Source organism: Rhizobium sp. CCGE 510 (assembly GCF_000292525.1).
Taxonomy (GTDB): Bacteria; Pseudomonadota; Alphaproteobacteria; order Rhizobiales; family Rhizobiaceae; genus Rhizobium.
The window spans coordinates 13,011-28,393 of record NZ_AEYF01000006.1 but is presented as its reverse complement, the minus strand read 5'-3'; the positions used below and the strand labels follow the sequence as shown (position 1 = coordinate 28,393).

Annotated in this window: 14 protein-coding genes; 10 read left to right on the top strand and 4 right to left on the bottom strand. The window is 62.1% G+C overall.

Annotation, left to right across the window (positions count from 1 at the left end; all coding sequences use genetic code 11):
• Positions 1–120 precede the first annotated feature (120 nt).
• Positions 121–990, bottom strand: coding sequence for a sigma-70 family RNA polymerase sigma factor (locus RCCGE510_RS04610; RefSeq protein ID WP_007627599.1), 870 nt, complete (start codon positions 988–990; stop codon positions 121–123).
• Between the two features lie 127 nt (positions 991–1,117).
• Here RCCGE510_RS04610 and RCCGE510_RS04605 point away from each other — a divergent pair, with 127 nt between their 5' ends.
• Complete coding sequence (locus RCCGE510_RS04605) at positions 1,118–1,576, top strand: carboxymuconolactone decarboxylase family protein (RefSeq protein WP_007627597.1); 459 nt, start codon at positions 1,118–1,120, stop codon at positions 1,574–1,576.
• Between the two features lie 160 nt (positions 1,577–1,736).
• On the opposite strand, the gene rhaI is transcribed toward RCCGE510_RS04605, so the two are convergent.
• Together rhaI and RCCGE510_RS04595 are read right to left on the bottom strand one after the other, a co-directional pair.
• Positions 1,737–3,029, bottom strand: coding sequence for an L-rhamnose catabolism isomerase (gene rhaI, locus RCCGE510_RS04600; protein WP_007627595.1), 1,293 nt, complete (start codon positions 3,027–3,029; stop codon positions 1,737–1,739).
• A gap of 211 nt (positions 3,030–3,240) precedes the next feature.
• Positions 3,241–5,337, bottom strand: coding sequence for a bifunctional rhamnulose-1-phosphate aldolase/short-chain dehydrogenase (locus RCCGE510_RS04595; protein ID WP_007627593.1), 2,097 nt, complete (start codon positions 5,335–5,337; stop codon positions 3,241–3,243).
• Between the two features lie 197 nt (positions 5,338–5,534).
• On the opposite strand from RCCGE510_RS04595, the gene RCCGE510_RS04590 reads away from it, so the two are divergent.
• The 9 genes from RCCGE510_RS04590 (at position 5,535) to RCCGE510_RS04550 (ending at position 14,487) form a co-directional block, all read left to right on the top strand.
• Positions 5,535–6,347 carry a DeoR/GlpR family DNA-binding transcription regulator gene (locus RCCGE510_RS04590; RefSeq protein WP_007627591.1) on the top strand — a complete coding sequence of 271 codons (813 nt, stop codon included), beginning with the start codon at positions 5,535–5,537 and terminating at the stop codon, positions 6,345–6,347.
• A 46-nt stretch (positions 6,348–6,393) separates the two neighbouring features.
• Positions 6,394–7,389 carry a rhamnose ABC transporter substrate-binding protein gene (gene rhaS, locus RCCGE510_RS04585; protein WP_007627590.1) on the top strand — a complete coding sequence of 332 codons (996 nt, stop codon included), beginning with the start codon at positions 6,394–6,396 and terminating at the stop codon, positions 7,387–7,389.
• A 73-nt stretch (positions 7,390–7,462) separates the two neighbouring features.
• Entirely contained in the window at positions 7,463–8,998 is a 1,536-nt protein-coding gene (locus RCCGE510_RS04580) for a sugar ABC transporter ATP-binding protein (protein WP_007627589.1), read from the top strand.
• 42 nt (positions 8,999–9,040) lie between these two features.
• The gene (locus RCCGE510_RS04575) at positions 9,041–10,057 is read left to right on the top strand and encodes an ABC transporter permease (RefSeq protein WP_007627588.1); all 1,017 of its coding nucleotides are present in this window, start codon (positions 9,041–9,043) and stop codon (positions 10,055–10,057) included.
• Positions 10,054–11,061, top strand: a complete 1,008-nt coding sequence (locus RCCGE510_RS04570; protein ID WP_007627587.1) for an ABC transporter permease — start codon at positions 10,054–10,056, stop codon at positions 11,059–11,061. The genes RCCGE510_RS04575 and RCCGE510_RS04570 overlap by 4 nt, the downstream gene beginning before the upstream one ends.
• A complete protein-coding gene (gene rhaM, locus RCCGE510_RS04565; protein ID WP_007627586.1) occupies positions 11,058–11,378 on the top strand; it encodes an L-rhamnose mutarotase in 321 nt (106 codons plus the stop codon). Before RCCGE510_RS04570 ends, rhaM begins: the two co-directional genes overlap by 4 nt.
• The gene (locus RCCGE510_RS04560) at positions 11,375–12,754 is read left to right on the top strand and encodes an FGGY-family carbohydrate kinase (RefSeq protein WP_007627585.1); all 1,380 of its coding nucleotides are present in this window, start codon (positions 11,375–11,377) and stop codon (positions 12,752–12,754) included. Before rhaM ends, RCCGE510_RS04560 begins: the two co-directional genes overlap by 4 nt.
• Positions 12,755–12,843: 89 nt before the next feature.
• Positions 12,844–13,602 (top strand): fumarylacetoacetate hydrolase family protein, encoded by a 759-nt coding sequence (locus RCCGE510_RS04555; RefSeq protein ID WP_007627584.1) that lies wholly within the window; start codon positions 12,844–12,846, stop codon positions 13,600–13,602.
• A 105-nt stretch (positions 13,603–13,707) separates the two neighbouring features.
• Complete coding sequence (locus RCCGE510_RS04550; RefSeq protein WP_007627583.1) at positions 13,708–14,487, top strand: ATP-binding cassette domain-containing protein; 780 nt, start codon at positions 13,708–13,710, stop codon at positions 14,485–14,487.
• Between the two features lie 6 nt (positions 14,488–14,493).
• Here the strand turns inward: RCCGE510_RS04550 and mmsB are convergent, their stop codons facing one another.
• Positions 14,494–15,375 (bottom strand): 3-hydroxyisobutyrate dehydrogenase, encoded by an 882-nt coding sequence (mmsB, locus tag RCCGE510_RS04545; RefSeq protein ID WP_007627582.1) that lies wholly within the window; start codon positions 15,373–15,375, stop codon positions 14,494–14,496.
• Positions 15,376–15,383: the final 8 nt, after the last annotated feature.

The following is a 15,383-nucleotide window of genomic DNA, read 5'->3' as shown; positions in this document are numbered from 1 at the left end:
TAAAGCTGAAGACGCTGCTGTCAAGGACAATGACGCGGAATCCGGCGCTGAGGAAACGTCGATGGCGCGCTCGTTCCAACGCGCGCCTGTTGCCAGGATCCGGCAAATCAGCGTTTATTTTCAATCCCGGAGGATTGAGTAGTCAAGCCGTTGGAGGTGATCTGGATCGGCAATGGCGTCGATCGCAGCGATCCTGTCATCAGCGATCGTCAGCACCCCGACAACGCGCAGCTGGCCGCCGATCTGCACGACAAATCCGAGCTCGCCGTCGACGAGGGCAATTTCTGCCGCCTGCGCCCGCCCCTTGAAGGCTGCGGCCACATCGGCCGCGCCGCGCATTTCGCCGATGGTGCCGAATCGCGCCGCCGTCGCATCCGGCCGGAAGACGACATCGGGGGCAAGCACGGCAAGCAAGGCCTCAAGATCGCCGTTGCGCGATGCCGTCAAAAAAGCCTCCGCGATTGTGCGTTTGCGGCCGAAATCAATATCAGGCGCTTCGTCTGCCCCTTGCACCCGGCGGCTGGCGCGGCTTGCAAGTTGCCGGGCACCGGCAGACGACCGGCCGATGATCGGCGCGATCTCGTCGAAGGGCAGATCGAACATATCGTGCAGCACGAAGGCGACACGTTCGGCCGGCGCCAACGTCTGCAGCACGACGAGCAACGCCACGCCAACCGATTCGGCGAAGGCTGCATCGCGCTCCGGATCGCCTGCCGGATCGGCGATCGCAGCATGAACCGGCATCTCCAGCGGCTGCTCGCGGCGGGTCTTGCGCGTGCGCAGCATGTCGAGGCAGATGCGCGCCACCACCGTCGTCAGCCAGCCGCCGAGATTGCCGACATCGGTCGTATCCGTACGGCTCAGCCGCAGCCAGGCCTCCTGAACGGCATCATCAGCCTCGCTGCGCGAGCCGAGCATGCGATAGGCAGCGGCCCTCAGATGCGCCGTGTTCGCCTCGAATTCATCGGCCAGCCATTTTTTCTCGTCCATCCGTCACATTCCTTCGCTGCATTCCGTCAAAGCCATGACGAACGAAACCCGGCCGATGTGACAGCGCCGGCGGAGCCGTCGAACGACAAACACATCAAGGAGACATATCATGCAGGAAAGAGTGGTCATGCAGGAGAGAATGGGAAATCCCGCCCTCGTCATTCCCGAAGCCATGCAGGCACTGGCTGCCCTCGGCAAGGTGCCGACCGAGACCGGTCTGTCGCCGAAGCTGCTCGAACTCGTCTATCTGAGGGCCAGCCAGATCAACGGCTGCAGCGCATGTGTCGACGGCCATCCCCGCATCGCAAAGAAACTCGGAGAGACGGACGAACGGCTGTTTGCCGTCAGCGCCTGGCGCGACTCGCCCTATTTCAGCGATGCCGAACGGGCGGCCCTTTCGCTGACCGAGGCGGTGACCCGCGTCAGCGACCGCGCCGACCCGGTGCCTGACGATATCTGGGACGAGGCGACCCGGCATTATGACGGCAGGAGCCTTGCGGCGCTCGTCATCGCCATCGCCAATATCAATGTCTGGAACCGGCTGAACATCGCCACCCGCCAGATCGCCGGGGGCTGGAAGCCGTAGAGCCTTTCCGTTTTTCTTCGAATCACGAAAATGCTCTATCCCTTTTTCCACGCAATTCCGGACGCAAAACCGCTTCACACTTTTGCTGGAATTGCTCTAAACGGCAATTGCCGGCAGCGCGTCACCCCGCGCTGCCGGCAAATCTATTCAGTTGAGAAGCTTAGATGATGCCGCCGCCGCCGGCAGCGGAGGCTGGGCGCTCGGCCGCCACTTGTCTGCGGTAACCGCTGGCGCGATAGGCGGCGATCGGGTCGATCGCGCCGCCGGCCCGGCGCCGAGCTTCGGCGAGGATCGGCTCGACATCGGCGCGATAGGCGCGCTTCAAGGTTTCCGACGCCATCAGCGCGTCATTGTCGTCCTGATAGCTGGACAGCGCCTTGCGATCGACGAGCAGCGCCTGCGCATAGGCGCGTCGGATTTCGTTGGCGCTGTTGATCAGGCTTTCGATCGGGTCGGTGACATTGTGCGACTGGTCGATCATATGGGCCGGGTTGAAGTCGTTGACCCCACGCTGTTCAGCGTCGACCAGCTCGTTGAAGACAAGGAATAGCCGGTAGGGATCGATCGCGCCGGCGTCGAGATCGTCGTCGCCATACTTGGAATCGTTGAAGTGGAAGCCGCCGAGCTTGCCGAACTGGATCAAGCGGGCGACGATCATCTCGATATTGGTGTTCGGTGCATGGTGGCCGAGGTCGACGAGGCAATGGGCCTTCGGCCCGAGCGTCTGGGCGATCAGGTAATTGGTGCCCCAATCCTGCACGATGGTGGAATAGAAGGCCGGCTCATACATCTTGTGCTCGGAGAACAGCTTCCAATCGTCGGGCAGCGCCTTGTAGATATCAGCCATCGAGGCGAGGTAACGTTCGAAAGCCCTGGTGAAATTGCTCTGGCCGGGGAAGTTCGAGCCATCGCCGATCCAGACCGTCAGCGCCTTGGAGCCGAGCGCGTTGCCGATCTCGATGCATTCGAGATTGTGCTCGACCGCCTGCGCCCGCGTTGCCGCATCGGTATGGCTGAGCGAACCATATTTGTAGGAATGGGCCTGGCCCGGCGCATCGGAAAAGGTGTTCGAATTCATCGCATCGAAGCCGAGGCCGAGCGCATTGCCCTTGGCCTTCAATTCGCTCACATCCGCCTTGTCCCAGGGAATATGCAGCGAGACGTTTGGTGTCGCCTGCGTCAGCTGGTTGATGACTGCGCAATCGTCGAGCTTATCGAAGATGCCGCGCGGCTCGCCGGTGCCGGGGAAGCGGGCAAACCGCGTGCCGCCGGTGCCGACACCCCAGGAGGGAACGGCGACGAAGAATTCCGCCACCTTGCGGGTGATCGTTTCGATATCGATGCCGCGGCGGGCAAGGTTCGCACCCAGCGCCTCGTAATCGGCTTTCAGTGCGGTCGCCCGCTTGTCGTTTTCTGTCGCGACCAGATCCTGCGCGATCCTGAACTCGGCCATTCCTACCTCCCGATTATGCAATTTCTACATTGGGACTGCCGTGGGCCGCCCCTCATCCGCCTGCCGGCACCTTCTCCCCGTTCAAACGGGGAGAAGGGGACATGCCGCACCGTCTCCGTTCCACTCCAACTCGTTGGGCAAGTCCCCTCTCCCCGTCTGAACGGGGAGAGGGTTAGGGTGAGGGGCAGACACATCCGCCGCCGATTAGATATTACCGCGTAAAACTCTGCACGTTGCCGGCATCGACGTTGATGATGTTGCCGGTCGATTTCGCCGAAAGGTCCGATGCCAGGAAGTAGATCGCCTCGGCGATATCCTCCGGAAACACATTGAGTTTCAGCATCGAACGCTTCCGGTAATGTTCCTCGAGATCGTCCACTTCGATCTTGGACGAGGCAGCGCGCTGTTCGCGCCATTCGCCGCTCCAGATCTTCGAACCCCGCAGCACCGCATCGGGGTTGACGGTATTGACGCGGATGCCGGCATCGGCACCTTCCAGGGCCAGGCAGCGGGCGAGATGGATTTCGGCAGCCTTTGCCGTGCAATAGGCAGCGGCATTCGGCGAAGCCGCGAGACCGTTTTTCGACGCGACGAAGACGATGTTGCCGCCGAGTGCCTGACGGCGGAACAGGCGGAAGGCTTCGCGCGAAACCAGGAAATAGCCGGTCGCCAGAATATCGATATTGCGGTTCCAGGTCGCAAGCTCGGTGGCTTCGATCGGCGCGGACGAGGCAATGCCGGCATTCGAGACGAGAATGTCGATGCCGCCGAATTCGACGCAGGCTTCCGCGAAGGAGGCGATCACCGCGTCCTCCTTGGTAACGTCGAGGCGAACGCTGCGCACCGCATCGGCGCCAAACTTCTTGACGAAATCGGCTTCGGTGCCCTCAAGCGCCGCCTGGTCGATATCGGCAAGCACGACGCAGGCGCCCTCACTGACGAGACGTGCGGCCGTCGCCCGGCCGATGCCGCCGGCGCCACCGGTGACGAAGGCCACCCGGCCGGCAAGGCTCTTCGGCTTCGGCATGCGCTGCAGCTTGGCCTCTTCAAGCAGCCAATATTCGATATCGAAGGCTTCCTGTTCCGGCAGGCCCTGATATTCCGAGACCGTCGAGGCGCCGCGCATGACGTTGATGGCGTTGACATAAAATTCGCTGGCGATGCGGGCCGTCGCCTTGTCGCGGGCAAAGGACAGCATGCCGACGCCGGGAACGAGAAAGATCACCGGATTGGCGTCGCGCATAGCGGGCGAATTGTCATGCTTGCAGTCGTTATAATAGCGGGCGTAATCGGCGCGGTAATCCTCCAGCGCCTGGTCGAGGCCGGCAACAATCGCTTCGACATCCGGCTTTTCAGGGTCGAAATCGACGATCAGCGGGCGGATCTTGGTGCGCAGGAAATGATCGGGGCAGCTGGTGCCGAGCGCGCCGAGCGAGCGCAGATCGCTGGAATTGACGAATTCGAGCACGGCGTCCTGGTCGTCGAAATGTCCGAGTTTGCGCTCCTGCTTGCCGATGCGACCGCGAATTTCCGGCATCAGCCGGGCTGCGATGGCGCGGCGTTCGCCAACGGCCAGGCTTTGCGCGACGGCGCCGCCGAAAATCGTCTTGCCCTCGGTCTTCTCGGCAAACCAGACGATCGCCTTGTTGATGATCTCGAGCGTCAGCTCGTAGCAGGCCTTGGCGTCGTTTGCCCAGGTAAAGAGGCCGTGGCTTTCGAGCACAACGCCCTTGGCATTCGGGTTCGCAGCGACGAAAGCGCCAAGGTCGAGGCCGAGCTGGAAGCCCGGGCGACGCCATGGCAGCCAGCCGATCTCGTCACCGAACACCTGCTGCGTCAATTCTCTGGAATTCTTCGAGGCGGCAATCGCGATGATCGCATCGGGATGCATATGGTCGACATGGGTGAACGGCACGAAACCGTGCAGCGGCGTGTCGATCGAGGCGGCGCGGCCATTCAGATTGAAGGTGCAATGCGGCAGGAAACCGACCATGCGGTCTTCGTCCTCGACACCCTTATAGATGCCTTTCAGCGATTCCAGCTTGTCCTGGTAGAGGGTGGCGAAACCGTCGAGCTTGATCGTGCCGACGTCACCGCCCGAGCCCTTCACCCAGAGAACCTTCGCCGTGCCGCCGGTCAGCGGGTCGGTTTCCATCACCTTCGCCGAGGTATTGCCGCCGCCGTAATTGGTGATGCGCTTGTCGGCGCCGAGCAGGTTGGAGCGATAGAGCAGCTTGCCGGGCTCATCGAGGCCTGCCGCATAAGCATCATCCCACCGGTTATCCAGAAGCCGGACGTTCGCCGCCATGTCATCCTCCCATAAAGGCTTGTGAGGCGCCGCGATCAGCGCACCCTTTCGCTCACGGTATCGCGCATCAAAAGTGCGCTTGTCAATCGAAAACGATCAAAATCGATTATGCTGCATCGCAATATGAAAATTTATGATCGTTTGTGATTGACAGGCATTAACGGATGCGAAATAAATATGGCCAGAGGAGGAGCCCAATGCACGAACGCGAACGTCACCGCATTATCTTAAGCGCCGTTCAGGAAAAGTCCGTCGTGACGATCCAGGACATTTCCGAATTGACGGAAGCTTCTGAAGCGACAATCCGGCGCGACATTGCGGCTCTTCATGTACAGGGCAAGATCCGGCGTGTCCGCGGCGGTGCGGAGGCCGTGCATCCGCCGCAGCTCGGCAATCTTGCCGGCCGCCCCTTCCGGGTTTCAGAATCAGTCAACATCGATAAAAAGCGTGCAATTGCACGTGCGGCCGTCGATCTCTGCGAAGCGGGCGACGCCATCATCATCAATGGCGGCACGACAACCTTCCAGATGGTGCACTACATGGCGGGCCATCGCTTGCAGGTAATGACCAATTCTTTCGCGATCGCCGAACATCTGGTGAAACATTCCAAAAACACGGTCACGGTGCCGGGCGGCGCGATCTATCGCGAGCAGAGCCTGATCCTGTCGCCTTTCGACAATGACGCAATCCGCAATTTCTATGCGCGGCGCATGTTCATCGGCGCCCAAGGCGTCGGCCCGCTCGGCATCATGGAGGCGGATGCGCTCATCATTCAGAGTGAGCAGAAGCTGATGCACCAGGCCGACGAACTCATCGTCATGGCCGATTCAAGCAAATTCAATCGCCGGTCGAGCCTCATTCTCTGCGCGCTCGACCGCGTTTCTGTGATCATCACTGATGACGCGATCTCGGACGAGGCAGCTCGCATGGTCGAGAATGCCGGCGTCCGGCTCGTTGTCGCCAGCCCGGTGGCCCAGGTTGTGAGGGAGGATTCCTCGTCGGTCGCATGAGGCGCCGCCGAGGTGTGGAAGGCTAATCTTTAAGGGAGGAAAGTACATGAAACTCGCAAAGACACTTGCGCTCAGTGTAGCGCTCGCCGTCGCCATGATGGCCGGCACTGCAAGCGCCAAGGACATCAAGATCGGTCTGGTCGTGAAGTCGCTCGGCAACGGCTTCTTCGACGCCGCCAACAAGGGCGCCCAGGAAGCCGCCAAGGAACTCGGCGGCGTAGAAGTCATTTACACCGGTCCGACGTCGACGACGGCCGAAGGCCAGATCGAAGTCATCAACTCGCTGATCGCCCAGGGCGTCGACGCCATCGCCGTCTCGGCCAACGATCCCGACGCGCTCGTTCCGGCGCTGAAGAAGGCTGCCCAGCGCGGCATCAAGGTCATCTCCTGGGATTCCGGCGTCGCACCTGAAGGCCGTATCCTGCAGCTCAACCCGTCGTCCAACGAGTTGATTGGCAAAATGTGCCTGACACTCGTCAAGGACCACCTCGACGGCGGCAAGGGCGACTTCGCCATCCTGTCGGCAACGACCACCTCGACCAACCAGAACATCTGGATCGACCAGATGAAGAAGCAGCTCAAGGATTTCCCGGGCCTCAACCTCGTCACCACGGTTTACGGCGACGACCTCTCGGACAAGTCCTATCGTGAAGCCGAAGGCCTGCTGAAGTCGAACCCGAACGTCAAGGTCATCGTCGCTCCGACGACGGTCGGCGTTCTCGCCGCTTCGAAGGTCGTCGAAGACAAGGGCCTTGTCGGTAAGGTCTACGTCACCGGTCTCGGCCTGCCGTCCGAAATGGCCGGCGCGATCAAGTCGGGCGCTACCAAGGAATTCGCCATCTGGAACCCGATCGACCTCGGCTATTCCGCAGCCCAGATCGCTTATCACCTGGTCAAGGGTGACGCCGACGGCAAGCCGGGCAGCGAAATCACTGCCGGCCGCATGGGCAAGATCAAGATCGGCGACAACGGCGAAGCCGCCATGGCTGATCCCTTCGTCTACAATGCCTCGAACATCGACCAGTTCTCCAAGGTCTTCTGATCCGGAGCAACCATAGAAAAACCCGGCGGCCTCAAGCCGCCGGGATTTCCCATTCGACACTGGTAGAAATCTGATGAACGCCGCCTTTCAACAAACCGCCACGGACAGCAAAACCGGCGATGCGCCCGCCATTCTGGAAATGCGCGGCATCTCCCAGATCTTCCCTGGCGTGAAGGCGCTCGACAATGTCAGCATCGCCCTCCACCCCGGCACGGTGACCGCGCTGATCGGCGAAAACGGCGCTGGCAAATCGACGCTCGTCAAGATCCTGACCGGCATCTACCGGCCGAACGAAGGCGAGATCCTCGTCGACGGCCGTCCGGTGACCTTTGCCAGCGCCCAGGCGGCGATCGATGCCGGCGTCACCGCCATCCATCAGGAAACCGTGCTTTTCGACGAGTTGACGGTTGCCGAAAACATCTTCCTCGGCCATGCGCCGCGCACGCGGCTGCGCACCATCGACTGGCAGGCGATGAACAGCCGCGCGAAGGCGCTGCTCATCGCGCTCGAAAGCAATATCGATCCGACGATCCGGCTCAAAGACCTCTCGATTGCGCAGCGCCATCTGGTGGCGATTGCGCGTGCTCTGTCGATCGAGGCCCGCATCGTCATCATGGACGAGCCGACGGCAGCCCTTTCCCGCAAGGAGATCGACGATCTCTTCCGCATCGTCCGGGGCCTGAAGGAACAGGGCAAGGCGATCCTCTTCATCAGCCACAAGTTCGACGAGGTTTACGAAATCGCCGACGATTTCGTCGTCTTCCGTGACGGCCGCGCCATCGGCCAGGGCCGTCTCAAGGAGACGCCGCAAGACGAGATCGTCCGGATGATGGTCGGCCGCGACGTCGAGAACGCTTTTCCGAAGATCGATGTCGCCATCGGCGGCCCGGTGCTGGAGATCCGCAACTACAGCCATCGCACCGAATTCCGCGACATATCCTTCACGCTGCGCAAGGGCGAGATTCTCGGCATATACGGCCTGATCGGCGCCGGCCGTTCGGAACTCTCCCAATCGCTGTTCGGCATTACCCGGCCGCTCTCCGGCACGATGATGCTCGAAGGCCGCGAGGTCGCCATCCATTCGCCGCAGGATGCCATACGGGCAGGCATCGTCTACGTGCCGGAAGAGCGCGGCCGCCACGGGCTGGCGCTGCCGATGCCGATCTTCCAGAACATGACGCTGCCCTCGCTTGCCCGCACCTCACGCCGCGGCTTTCTCCGGGCGGCAGAAGAATTTGCGCTAGCGCGCAAATATGCCGAGCGGTTGGATCTGCGGGCTGCTGCCCTTTCCGTGCCGGTCGGCACGCTGTCGGGCGGCAACCAGCAGAAGGTGGTCATCGGCAAGTGGCTGGCGACGTCGCCGAAGGTCATCATCCTCGATGAACCCACAAAAGGCATCGACATCGGCTCGAAGGCCGCCGTGCACGGTTTTATCAGCGAACTCGCCGCCGAAGGCCTGTCGATCATCATGGTCTCGTCGGAACTGCCGGAGATCATCGGCATGTCGGACCGGGTTCTGGTGATGAAGGAAGGGCTGGCCGCCGGGATTTTCGAACGCGCCGAGCTGACGCCGGAAGCGCTGGTGCGCGCCGCCACCGGCAATGCATGAGGCCGACAATGCATAAGGCCCAGCAATTCACAAGGTAAGAGCATGGCAAGACTGATCAGAAAACGCGAAACCCTGCTGTTCCTCATCATTGTGGTGATGATTGCGATCTTTTCGACGCGGGCAGCGGATTTCGCAACGCCGGACAATCTCGCCGGCATTTTCAACGATACCTCGATCCTGATCATCCTGGCGCTGGCGCAGATGACGGTGATCCTGACGAAGTCGATCGACCTGTCGGTTGCCGCCAACCTCGCCTTCACCGGCATGGCGATCGCGATGATGAATGCCGCTTATCCCGATCTGCCGCTTGTCGTCCTCATCCTTGCGGCGATCGTCATCGGCGCCTGCCTCGGCGCCATCAACGGCTTTCTCGTCTGGGCGCTGGAAATCCCGCCGATCGTCGTCACCCTCGGCACGCTCACCATTTATCGCGGCATGGCCTTCGTGCTCTCGGGCGGCGCCTGGGTCAACGCCCATCAGATGACGCCGGTCTTCCTGTCGGTGCCGCGCACGCCGATCCTCGGCCTGCCTGTCCTCGGCTGGGTCGGCATCGTCATCGTTCTGCTGATGTATGTGCTGCTTCGATATACCCAGTTCGGCCGCTCGGCCTATGCGACCGGCGGCAATCCGACCGCGGCCGTCTATGCCGGCATCGATACGGGCTGGACGAAATTCCTCGCCTTCGTCCTGTCAGGCGCCCTCGCCGGGCTTTCAAGCTATCTCTGGGTGTCGCGTTATGCCGTCGCCTATGTCGATATCGCCAACGGCTTCGAACTCGACAGCGTCGCGGCCTGCGTCATCGGCGGCATCTCGATTGCCGGCGGCGTCGGCTCGGTCGCCGGCACCGTGCTCGGCGCACTCTTCCTCGGGGTCATCAAGAATGCGCTGCCGGTCATCGGCATTTCTCCCTTCACCCAGATGGCGATCTCCGGAACCGTCATCATTCTCGCCGTCGCCTTCAACGCCCGGCGCGAGCGCAACCGCGGCCGCATCATCCTGCGCGACCGCGCCGCAGCCGAGATCAGACCAGCCCAGATCAAAACGGGGGCCGCAGCATGAGCACCGTACCCACACGCGAAAAGCGGATCATTCCCGATCGTCTCGGCACGCCGTTCCGCCGCATCGCCGCGAGCTGGGAAGTGCTGCTCTTTGCCGTCGCGATCCTGATCTTGATCTTCAATTCCCTGGCCTCGCCCTATTTCCTCGACGCTTGGAACCTTTCGGACGCCACCTTTAACTTCACCGAAAAGGCAATGATCGCCTTTGCCATGGCGCTGCTGGTCATATCGGGCGAGATCGACCTCTCGGTTGCGGCAATCATCGCGCTCGCCTCGACGGCGATGGGGGCAGCAGCTCAGCTTGGCGTCGGCACACCCGGCCTGGTGCTGATCGGCATCGGCACCGGCCTTGCCTGCGGCACCTTCAACGGCGTGCTGGTCTCGGTGCTGAAACTGCCGTCGATCGTCGTCACCATCGGCACGATGAGCCTTTTCCGCGGCATTTCCTATATCGTGCTCGGCGACCAGGCCTATGGAAAATATCCCGCCGATTTCGCCTATTTCGGCCAGGGCTATGTCTTCTGGGTATTCTCCTTCGAATTTGTGCTGTTCTTCGTGCTGGCGATCCTTTTTGCCATCCTGCTGCACGCAACGAATTTCGGCCGGCAGGTCTATGCAATCGGCAACAATGATTTCGCCGCCCGCTTCTCCGGCATCCCGGTCGAGCGCGTCAAATTCATCCTTTTCCTGCTGACCGGCATCATGAGCGGTGTCGCCGCCGTCTGCCTGACCTCGCGCCTCGGCTCGACCCGGCCATCGATCGCCCAGGGCTGGGAGCTCGAGGTCGTCACCATGGTCGTGCTCGGCGGCATCTCGATCCTCGGCGGCTCCGGCACGATCGGCGGCGTCGTCATCGCCGCCTTCGTCATGGGCCTCGTCACCTTCGGCCTTGGCCTGTTGAACGTTCCCGGCATCGTCATGTCGATCTTCATCGGCCTGCTTTTGATCATCACCATTGCCATCCCGATCATCGCCCGCCGCGTCAAGCTCATGAGCTCCCGATGACCAGAGAAAAACACGCCTTCAAGATGCAGCTCAATCCCGGCATGGAAGCCGAATACCGCAAGCGGCATGACGAAATCTGGCCGGAACTGGTCGATCTCCTGCATCAATCGGGCGCCAGCGACTATTCCATCCATCTCGACCGCCAGACCAACACACTGTTCGGCGTGTTGACGCGGCCGGCCGACCACACCATGGCGAGCCTGCCGGAGCATCCGGTCATGAAGAAATGGTGGGCACACATGGCCGATATCATGGCTGTAAATCCGGACAATTCGCCGGTGCAAAGCGACCTCGTCACTCTCTTCCATATGCCATGAACGCCACCTCCTATCGCCGCATCGCCGTTCTCGACATCGGCAAGACCAATGCCAAGGTCGTCGTGCTCGACAGCGAAACGGGCGCCGAGATCGCCGTCCTGAAACGGCCGAACGTGGCGATCAAAACCGGTCCCTACCCGCATTACGACATTGAAGCGCTCTGGTCGTTTGCGCTCGATGCGCTGAAGAGGCTGGCGGGGGAAACGGGTTTCGATGCCATCTCGGTCACCACCCATGGCGCCGCTGCCGCGCTGCTCGGCGAGGACGGCACGCTCGCCATGCCGGTGATCGACTACGAACACGAATATCCCGAAGAAATCCGTGATGCCTATACGGCACTGCGTCCCGCCTTCGACGAAACCTTCTCCCCACGCCTCGCTATGGGCCTCAATGTCGGGGCGCAGCTGCACTATCAGAAAACCGCCTTTCCCGAGGAATTCGCTGGGGTACTGACCGTCCTCACCTATGCGCAATATTGGACGGCGCTGCTGACCGGTATCGCCGCCAACGAGTTGACCTCGCTCGGCTGCCACACCGACCTCTGGAACCCGAAGACCGGCGACTATTCCTCACTTGTGGATAGGCTCGGCATTCGCCCGCTGATGGCGCCGATCCGCTCCGCCTTCGACGCGCTCGGCCCGGTCCTGCCCGAGATCGCAGCAGGGCTCGGCCTTGCCGCACCGGTGCCGGTCTATTGCGGCATTCACGATTCCAACGCCTCGTTGCTGCCGCATCTGGTCCATCGGCAAGCACCCTTTGCCGTCGTCTCCACAGGCACCTGGGTCATCAATTTCGGCGTCGGCGGCGATCTCGATCATCTCGATCAAAAACGCGACGCGCTCGCCAATGTCGATGCCTATGGCCGGGCCGTTCCCTCCTCGCGTTTCATGGGCGGGCGGGAATTCGAAATCCTTTCGGCCGAAATCGGTCCTGTCGACGAAAAAGCCGCCCAGGCGGCGATTGGCCCGGTCATCGGCAAAGGCATGATGCTGCTGCCCAACATCGCCGCCGGTTCCGGGCCGTTTCCGGGAGAGGCGAGCCGCTGGATCGGCGCCGGACAGGCAAGCCGCGAGGAGCGTTATGCCACGGCCTGCCTCTATCTCGCTTTGATGACCGACGCCTGCCTCGGCCTGATCGGCGCCAAAGGCCCCATTATCGTCGAAGGGCCGTTTGCCCTCAACGAGACCTATCTCAAGCTGCTTGCCGCCCTTGCCGGCCGCGAGGTCAAGGCCGTTCCCGGCACAACCGGCACCAGCCAGGGCGCGGCCCTTCTCACCGGCATCCGGCCGTTGTCGGGTGCCGAGACGCATGTTCCGCCGACCGAAATCCCAGGACTGGCAGCCTATCGCGATCGCTGGTACGCGGCGATGGAATAAGAGCTTTTCCAAATACGGCCCAAGAACGGTCTTGCTCGCCCCTGCCTTGCAGTTAGTGTGCCCCTCGAAAATCAATTCGAGGAGACAGCATGACAGAGACATTCGATCCGCGCGGGCTCGCAGCCAGGCTTCACAGCCTACGCCAGGCCGGCAGGCAAGAGGAAACCGGCAGTTTCACCCTGCCGGCCGATCTGCATCAGGCGATGGAGACGCAGAATTTGCTCGCCGCCGCAGACGGTATCGGCAGCAATGCCTGGAAAGTGACGGTCTCGCCTGCGGGCCAGGCGGTGACCGCTCCCCTGCATCCCTATGCCGAGGCCGCCGCCGGCGCCAGCATCCCTTGGTATCCGGGCCTGAAATTCGAAACCGAGATCGCTGTCCGTCTCGGCAAGGACCTGCCGATCCGCACCGGTGCTCCCTATAGCCGCGCCGAGGTGGTCGAGGCGATCTCCGCTGCCTATCTCGGCGCCGAACTGCTGGTCAGCGCCATCAGGGAAAGCGGCAGCGTTTCCTTCCTGCTGTTCGTTGCCGACCGCCTCGGCAATAGCGGTTATGTGCTCGGCCCGAAGCTCGAAAAAAGCGTGGTCGACACCGCCGGCGGTACACCGCTCAAGGTCACCCATGCCGGCCGCTCGATTTATGATGGCCCGGCGCAGCATCCGAAGGGCGACGTTCTCACCTGGCTCGTCGACTACGCCAATGACGGTCTGCGCCCGGAGGCATCGCTGAAATCAGGCGCGCTGATCACGACGGGCACGTTGAGCGGCGCGGTCGAACTGACCGAACCCGGTGAGATCGACATCCTGTTTGGCGACACCAGGCTCAGTTTCTCGGTGTCGAAGGGTTGATTGGAAGCTGAGCAGAAAGCTTAAGTTGACAGTCCCGGTTTAGTTTTGCAGGAAAAGGGAGGGCTCGCTCTCCCGAACCCTGCGACACCGAACCTGGAGCAGATCATGCCTTCGCCTTTCCTTGCCCTGTCGGCAATCACCTATGCCATCGGGCCGAAATCTATCCTGCATGGCATCGACCTGACGCTCGACCAAGGCCGCATCTACGGCTTGGTGGGGCCGAACGGCTCCGGCAAGAGTACGCTTTTGAAGATCATCGCCCGCCAGGTCGCGTCCAAATCCGGCGCAATCGCCTTCGGCGGCAAGGGGGCAAGTGACTGGGGCGCCCGGGAATTTGCCCGGCACGTCGCCTACATGCCGCAATTCACGCCGGCGACCGACGGCATGACCGTACGGGAACTGGTGGCGCTCGGCCGTTTTCCCTGGCACGGCACGCTCGGCCGCTTTACCGCGACGGATCGCAGCAAGGTCGAGGAGGCAATTGTCCGCACCGAGCTCGAGGATTTCGCCGATCGTCTCGTCGCCGACATGTCCGGCGGCGAGCGCCAGCGGGCCTGGATCGCCATGATGCTCGCCCAGGACGCCCGCTGCCTGCTGCTCGACGAACCGACATCGGCGCTCGACCTTGCCCATCAGGCAAGCGTCCTTTCACTGGTGCAGGAACTCAGCCACGAGCGCGGGCTGACCGTCATCATCGTGCTGCACGACATCAACCTCGCCGCACGCTATTGCGACGCGATCATCGCCCTCAATCGCGGCCGGATCACTGCCGAAGGCACGCCCGCCGAGCTCATGCAGGCCGAAACGCTGCAGTCGATATTCGGCGTCGGTATGGGCGTCTTTCCGCATCCGGTCCGAAACGAACCTGTCAGCTATCTCCTATAGTATCGCTCACGCCTTTTCGCGGAACATCTCGATGATGGCGGAAAAGTCCCGCCCGCCGTTACCCTGTTTTTCGAAGAGCGCAAAAAGCTGCGCGGCCTCCGCACCCATCGGCGTGGAAGCGCCGCTTGCCAGCGCCGCCTCCTGCGAGAGTCTCAGATCCTTCAGCATCAGGGCGGCGGCAAAACCGGGTTTGTAGTCGTTGTTGGCGGGCGAGGTCGGCACGGGGCCGGGCACCGGGCAATAGGTATTGATCGACCAGCATTGGCCGGATGAGGTCGAAGCAACGTCGAACAGCGCCTGATGCGAGAGACCGAGTTTTTCGGCGAGTACGAAGGCCTCGCAGACGCCGACCATCGAAATGCCGAGGATCATGTTGTTGCAGATCTTCGCCGCCTGGCCGGCGCCGGCCTCGCCGCAATGGACGATCTTCTTTCCCATCGCCTCGAGGATCGGCTTCGCCTTCGCAAAGGCCGCATCCGAGCCGCCGGCCATGAAAGTCAGCGTGCCGGCGCTCGCTCCGCCGGTGCCGCCGGAGACCGGCGCGTCGAGCGACAGGCAGCTTGCGGCCTTGGCCATCTCATGCGCCTTGCGGCTGCTGTCGACATCGATGGTGGAGCAATCGATGACCAGCGTGCCCTGCGCCGCGGTCTGCAGGATGTCGCTCCAGGCCGTCAGCACGTGCCGCCCCTGCGGCAGCATCGTGATGACGATCTCCGCGTCCTTGACCGCCTGGCTGGCATGGCTTGCCGGTTTGACGCCGCTGTCCTCGGCCGCCTTCAACACGGAGGCCGCGAGATCGAAGCCGAGAACCTCATGACCCGCTTTGACCAGATTGGCCGCCATCGGCCCGCCCATATTGCCAAGCCCGATGAATGCGATCCTTGCCATGGTCTTCT

Excerpts from the sequence above, each read along its gene's own strand:
- RCCGE510_RS04610 (WP_007627599.1), bottom strand. The coding sequence starts at position 990 with ATGGACGAGAAAAAATGGCTGGCCGATGAATTCGAGGCGAACACGGCG.
- RCCGE510_RS04605 (WP_007627597.1), top strand. The coding sequence starts at position 1,118 with ATGCAGGAGAGAATGGGAAATCCCGCCCTCGTCATTCCCGAAGCCATG.
- rhaI (WP_007627595.1), bottom strand. The coding sequence starts at position 3,029 with ATGGCCGAGTTCAGGATCGCGCAGGATCTGGTCGCGACAGAAAACGAC.
- RCCGE510_RS04595 (WP_007627593.1), bottom strand. The coding sequence starts at position 5,337 with ATGGCGGCGAACGTCCGGCTTCTGGATAACCGGTGGGATGATGCTTAT.
- RCCGE510_RS04590 (WP_007627591.1), top strand. The coding sequence starts at position 5,535 with ATGCACGAACGCGAACGTCACCGCATTATCTTAAGCGCCGTTCAGGAA.
- rhaS (WP_007627590.1), top strand. The coding sequence starts at position 6,394 with ATGAAACTCGCAAAGACACTTGCGCTCAGTGTAGCGCTCGCCGTCGCC.
- RCCGE510_RS04580 (WP_007627589.1), top strand. The coding sequence starts at position 7,463 with ATGAACGCCGCCTTTCAACAAACCGCCACGGACAGCAAAACCGGCGAT.
- RCCGE510_RS04575 (WP_007627588.1), top strand. The coding sequence starts at position 9,041 with ATGGCAAGACTGATCAGAAAACGCGAAACCCTGCTGTTCCTCATCATT.
- RCCGE510_RS04570 (WP_007627587.1), top strand. The coding sequence starts at position 10,054 with ATGAGCACCGTACCCACACGCGAAAAGCGGATCATTCCCGATCGTCTC.
- rhaM (WP_007627586.1), top strand. The coding sequence starts at position 11,058 with ATGACCAGAGAAAAACACGCCTTCAAGATGCAGCTCAATCCCGGCATG.
- RCCGE510_RS04560 (WP_007627585.1), top strand. The coding sequence starts at position 11,375 with ATGAACGCCACCTCCTATCGCCGCATCGCCGTTCTCGACATCGGCAAG.
- RCCGE510_RS04555 (WP_007627584.1), top strand. The coding sequence starts at position 12,844 with ATGACAGAGACATTCGATCCGCGCGGGCTCGCAGCCAGGCTTCACAGC.
- RCCGE510_RS04550 (WP_007627583.1), top strand. The coding sequence starts at position 13,708 with ATGCCTTCGCCTTTCCTTGCCCTGTCGGCAATCACCTATGCCATCGGG.
- mmsB (WP_007627582.1), bottom strand. The coding sequence starts at position 15,375 with ATGGCAAGGATCGCATTCATCGGGCTTGGCAATATGGGCGGGCCGATG.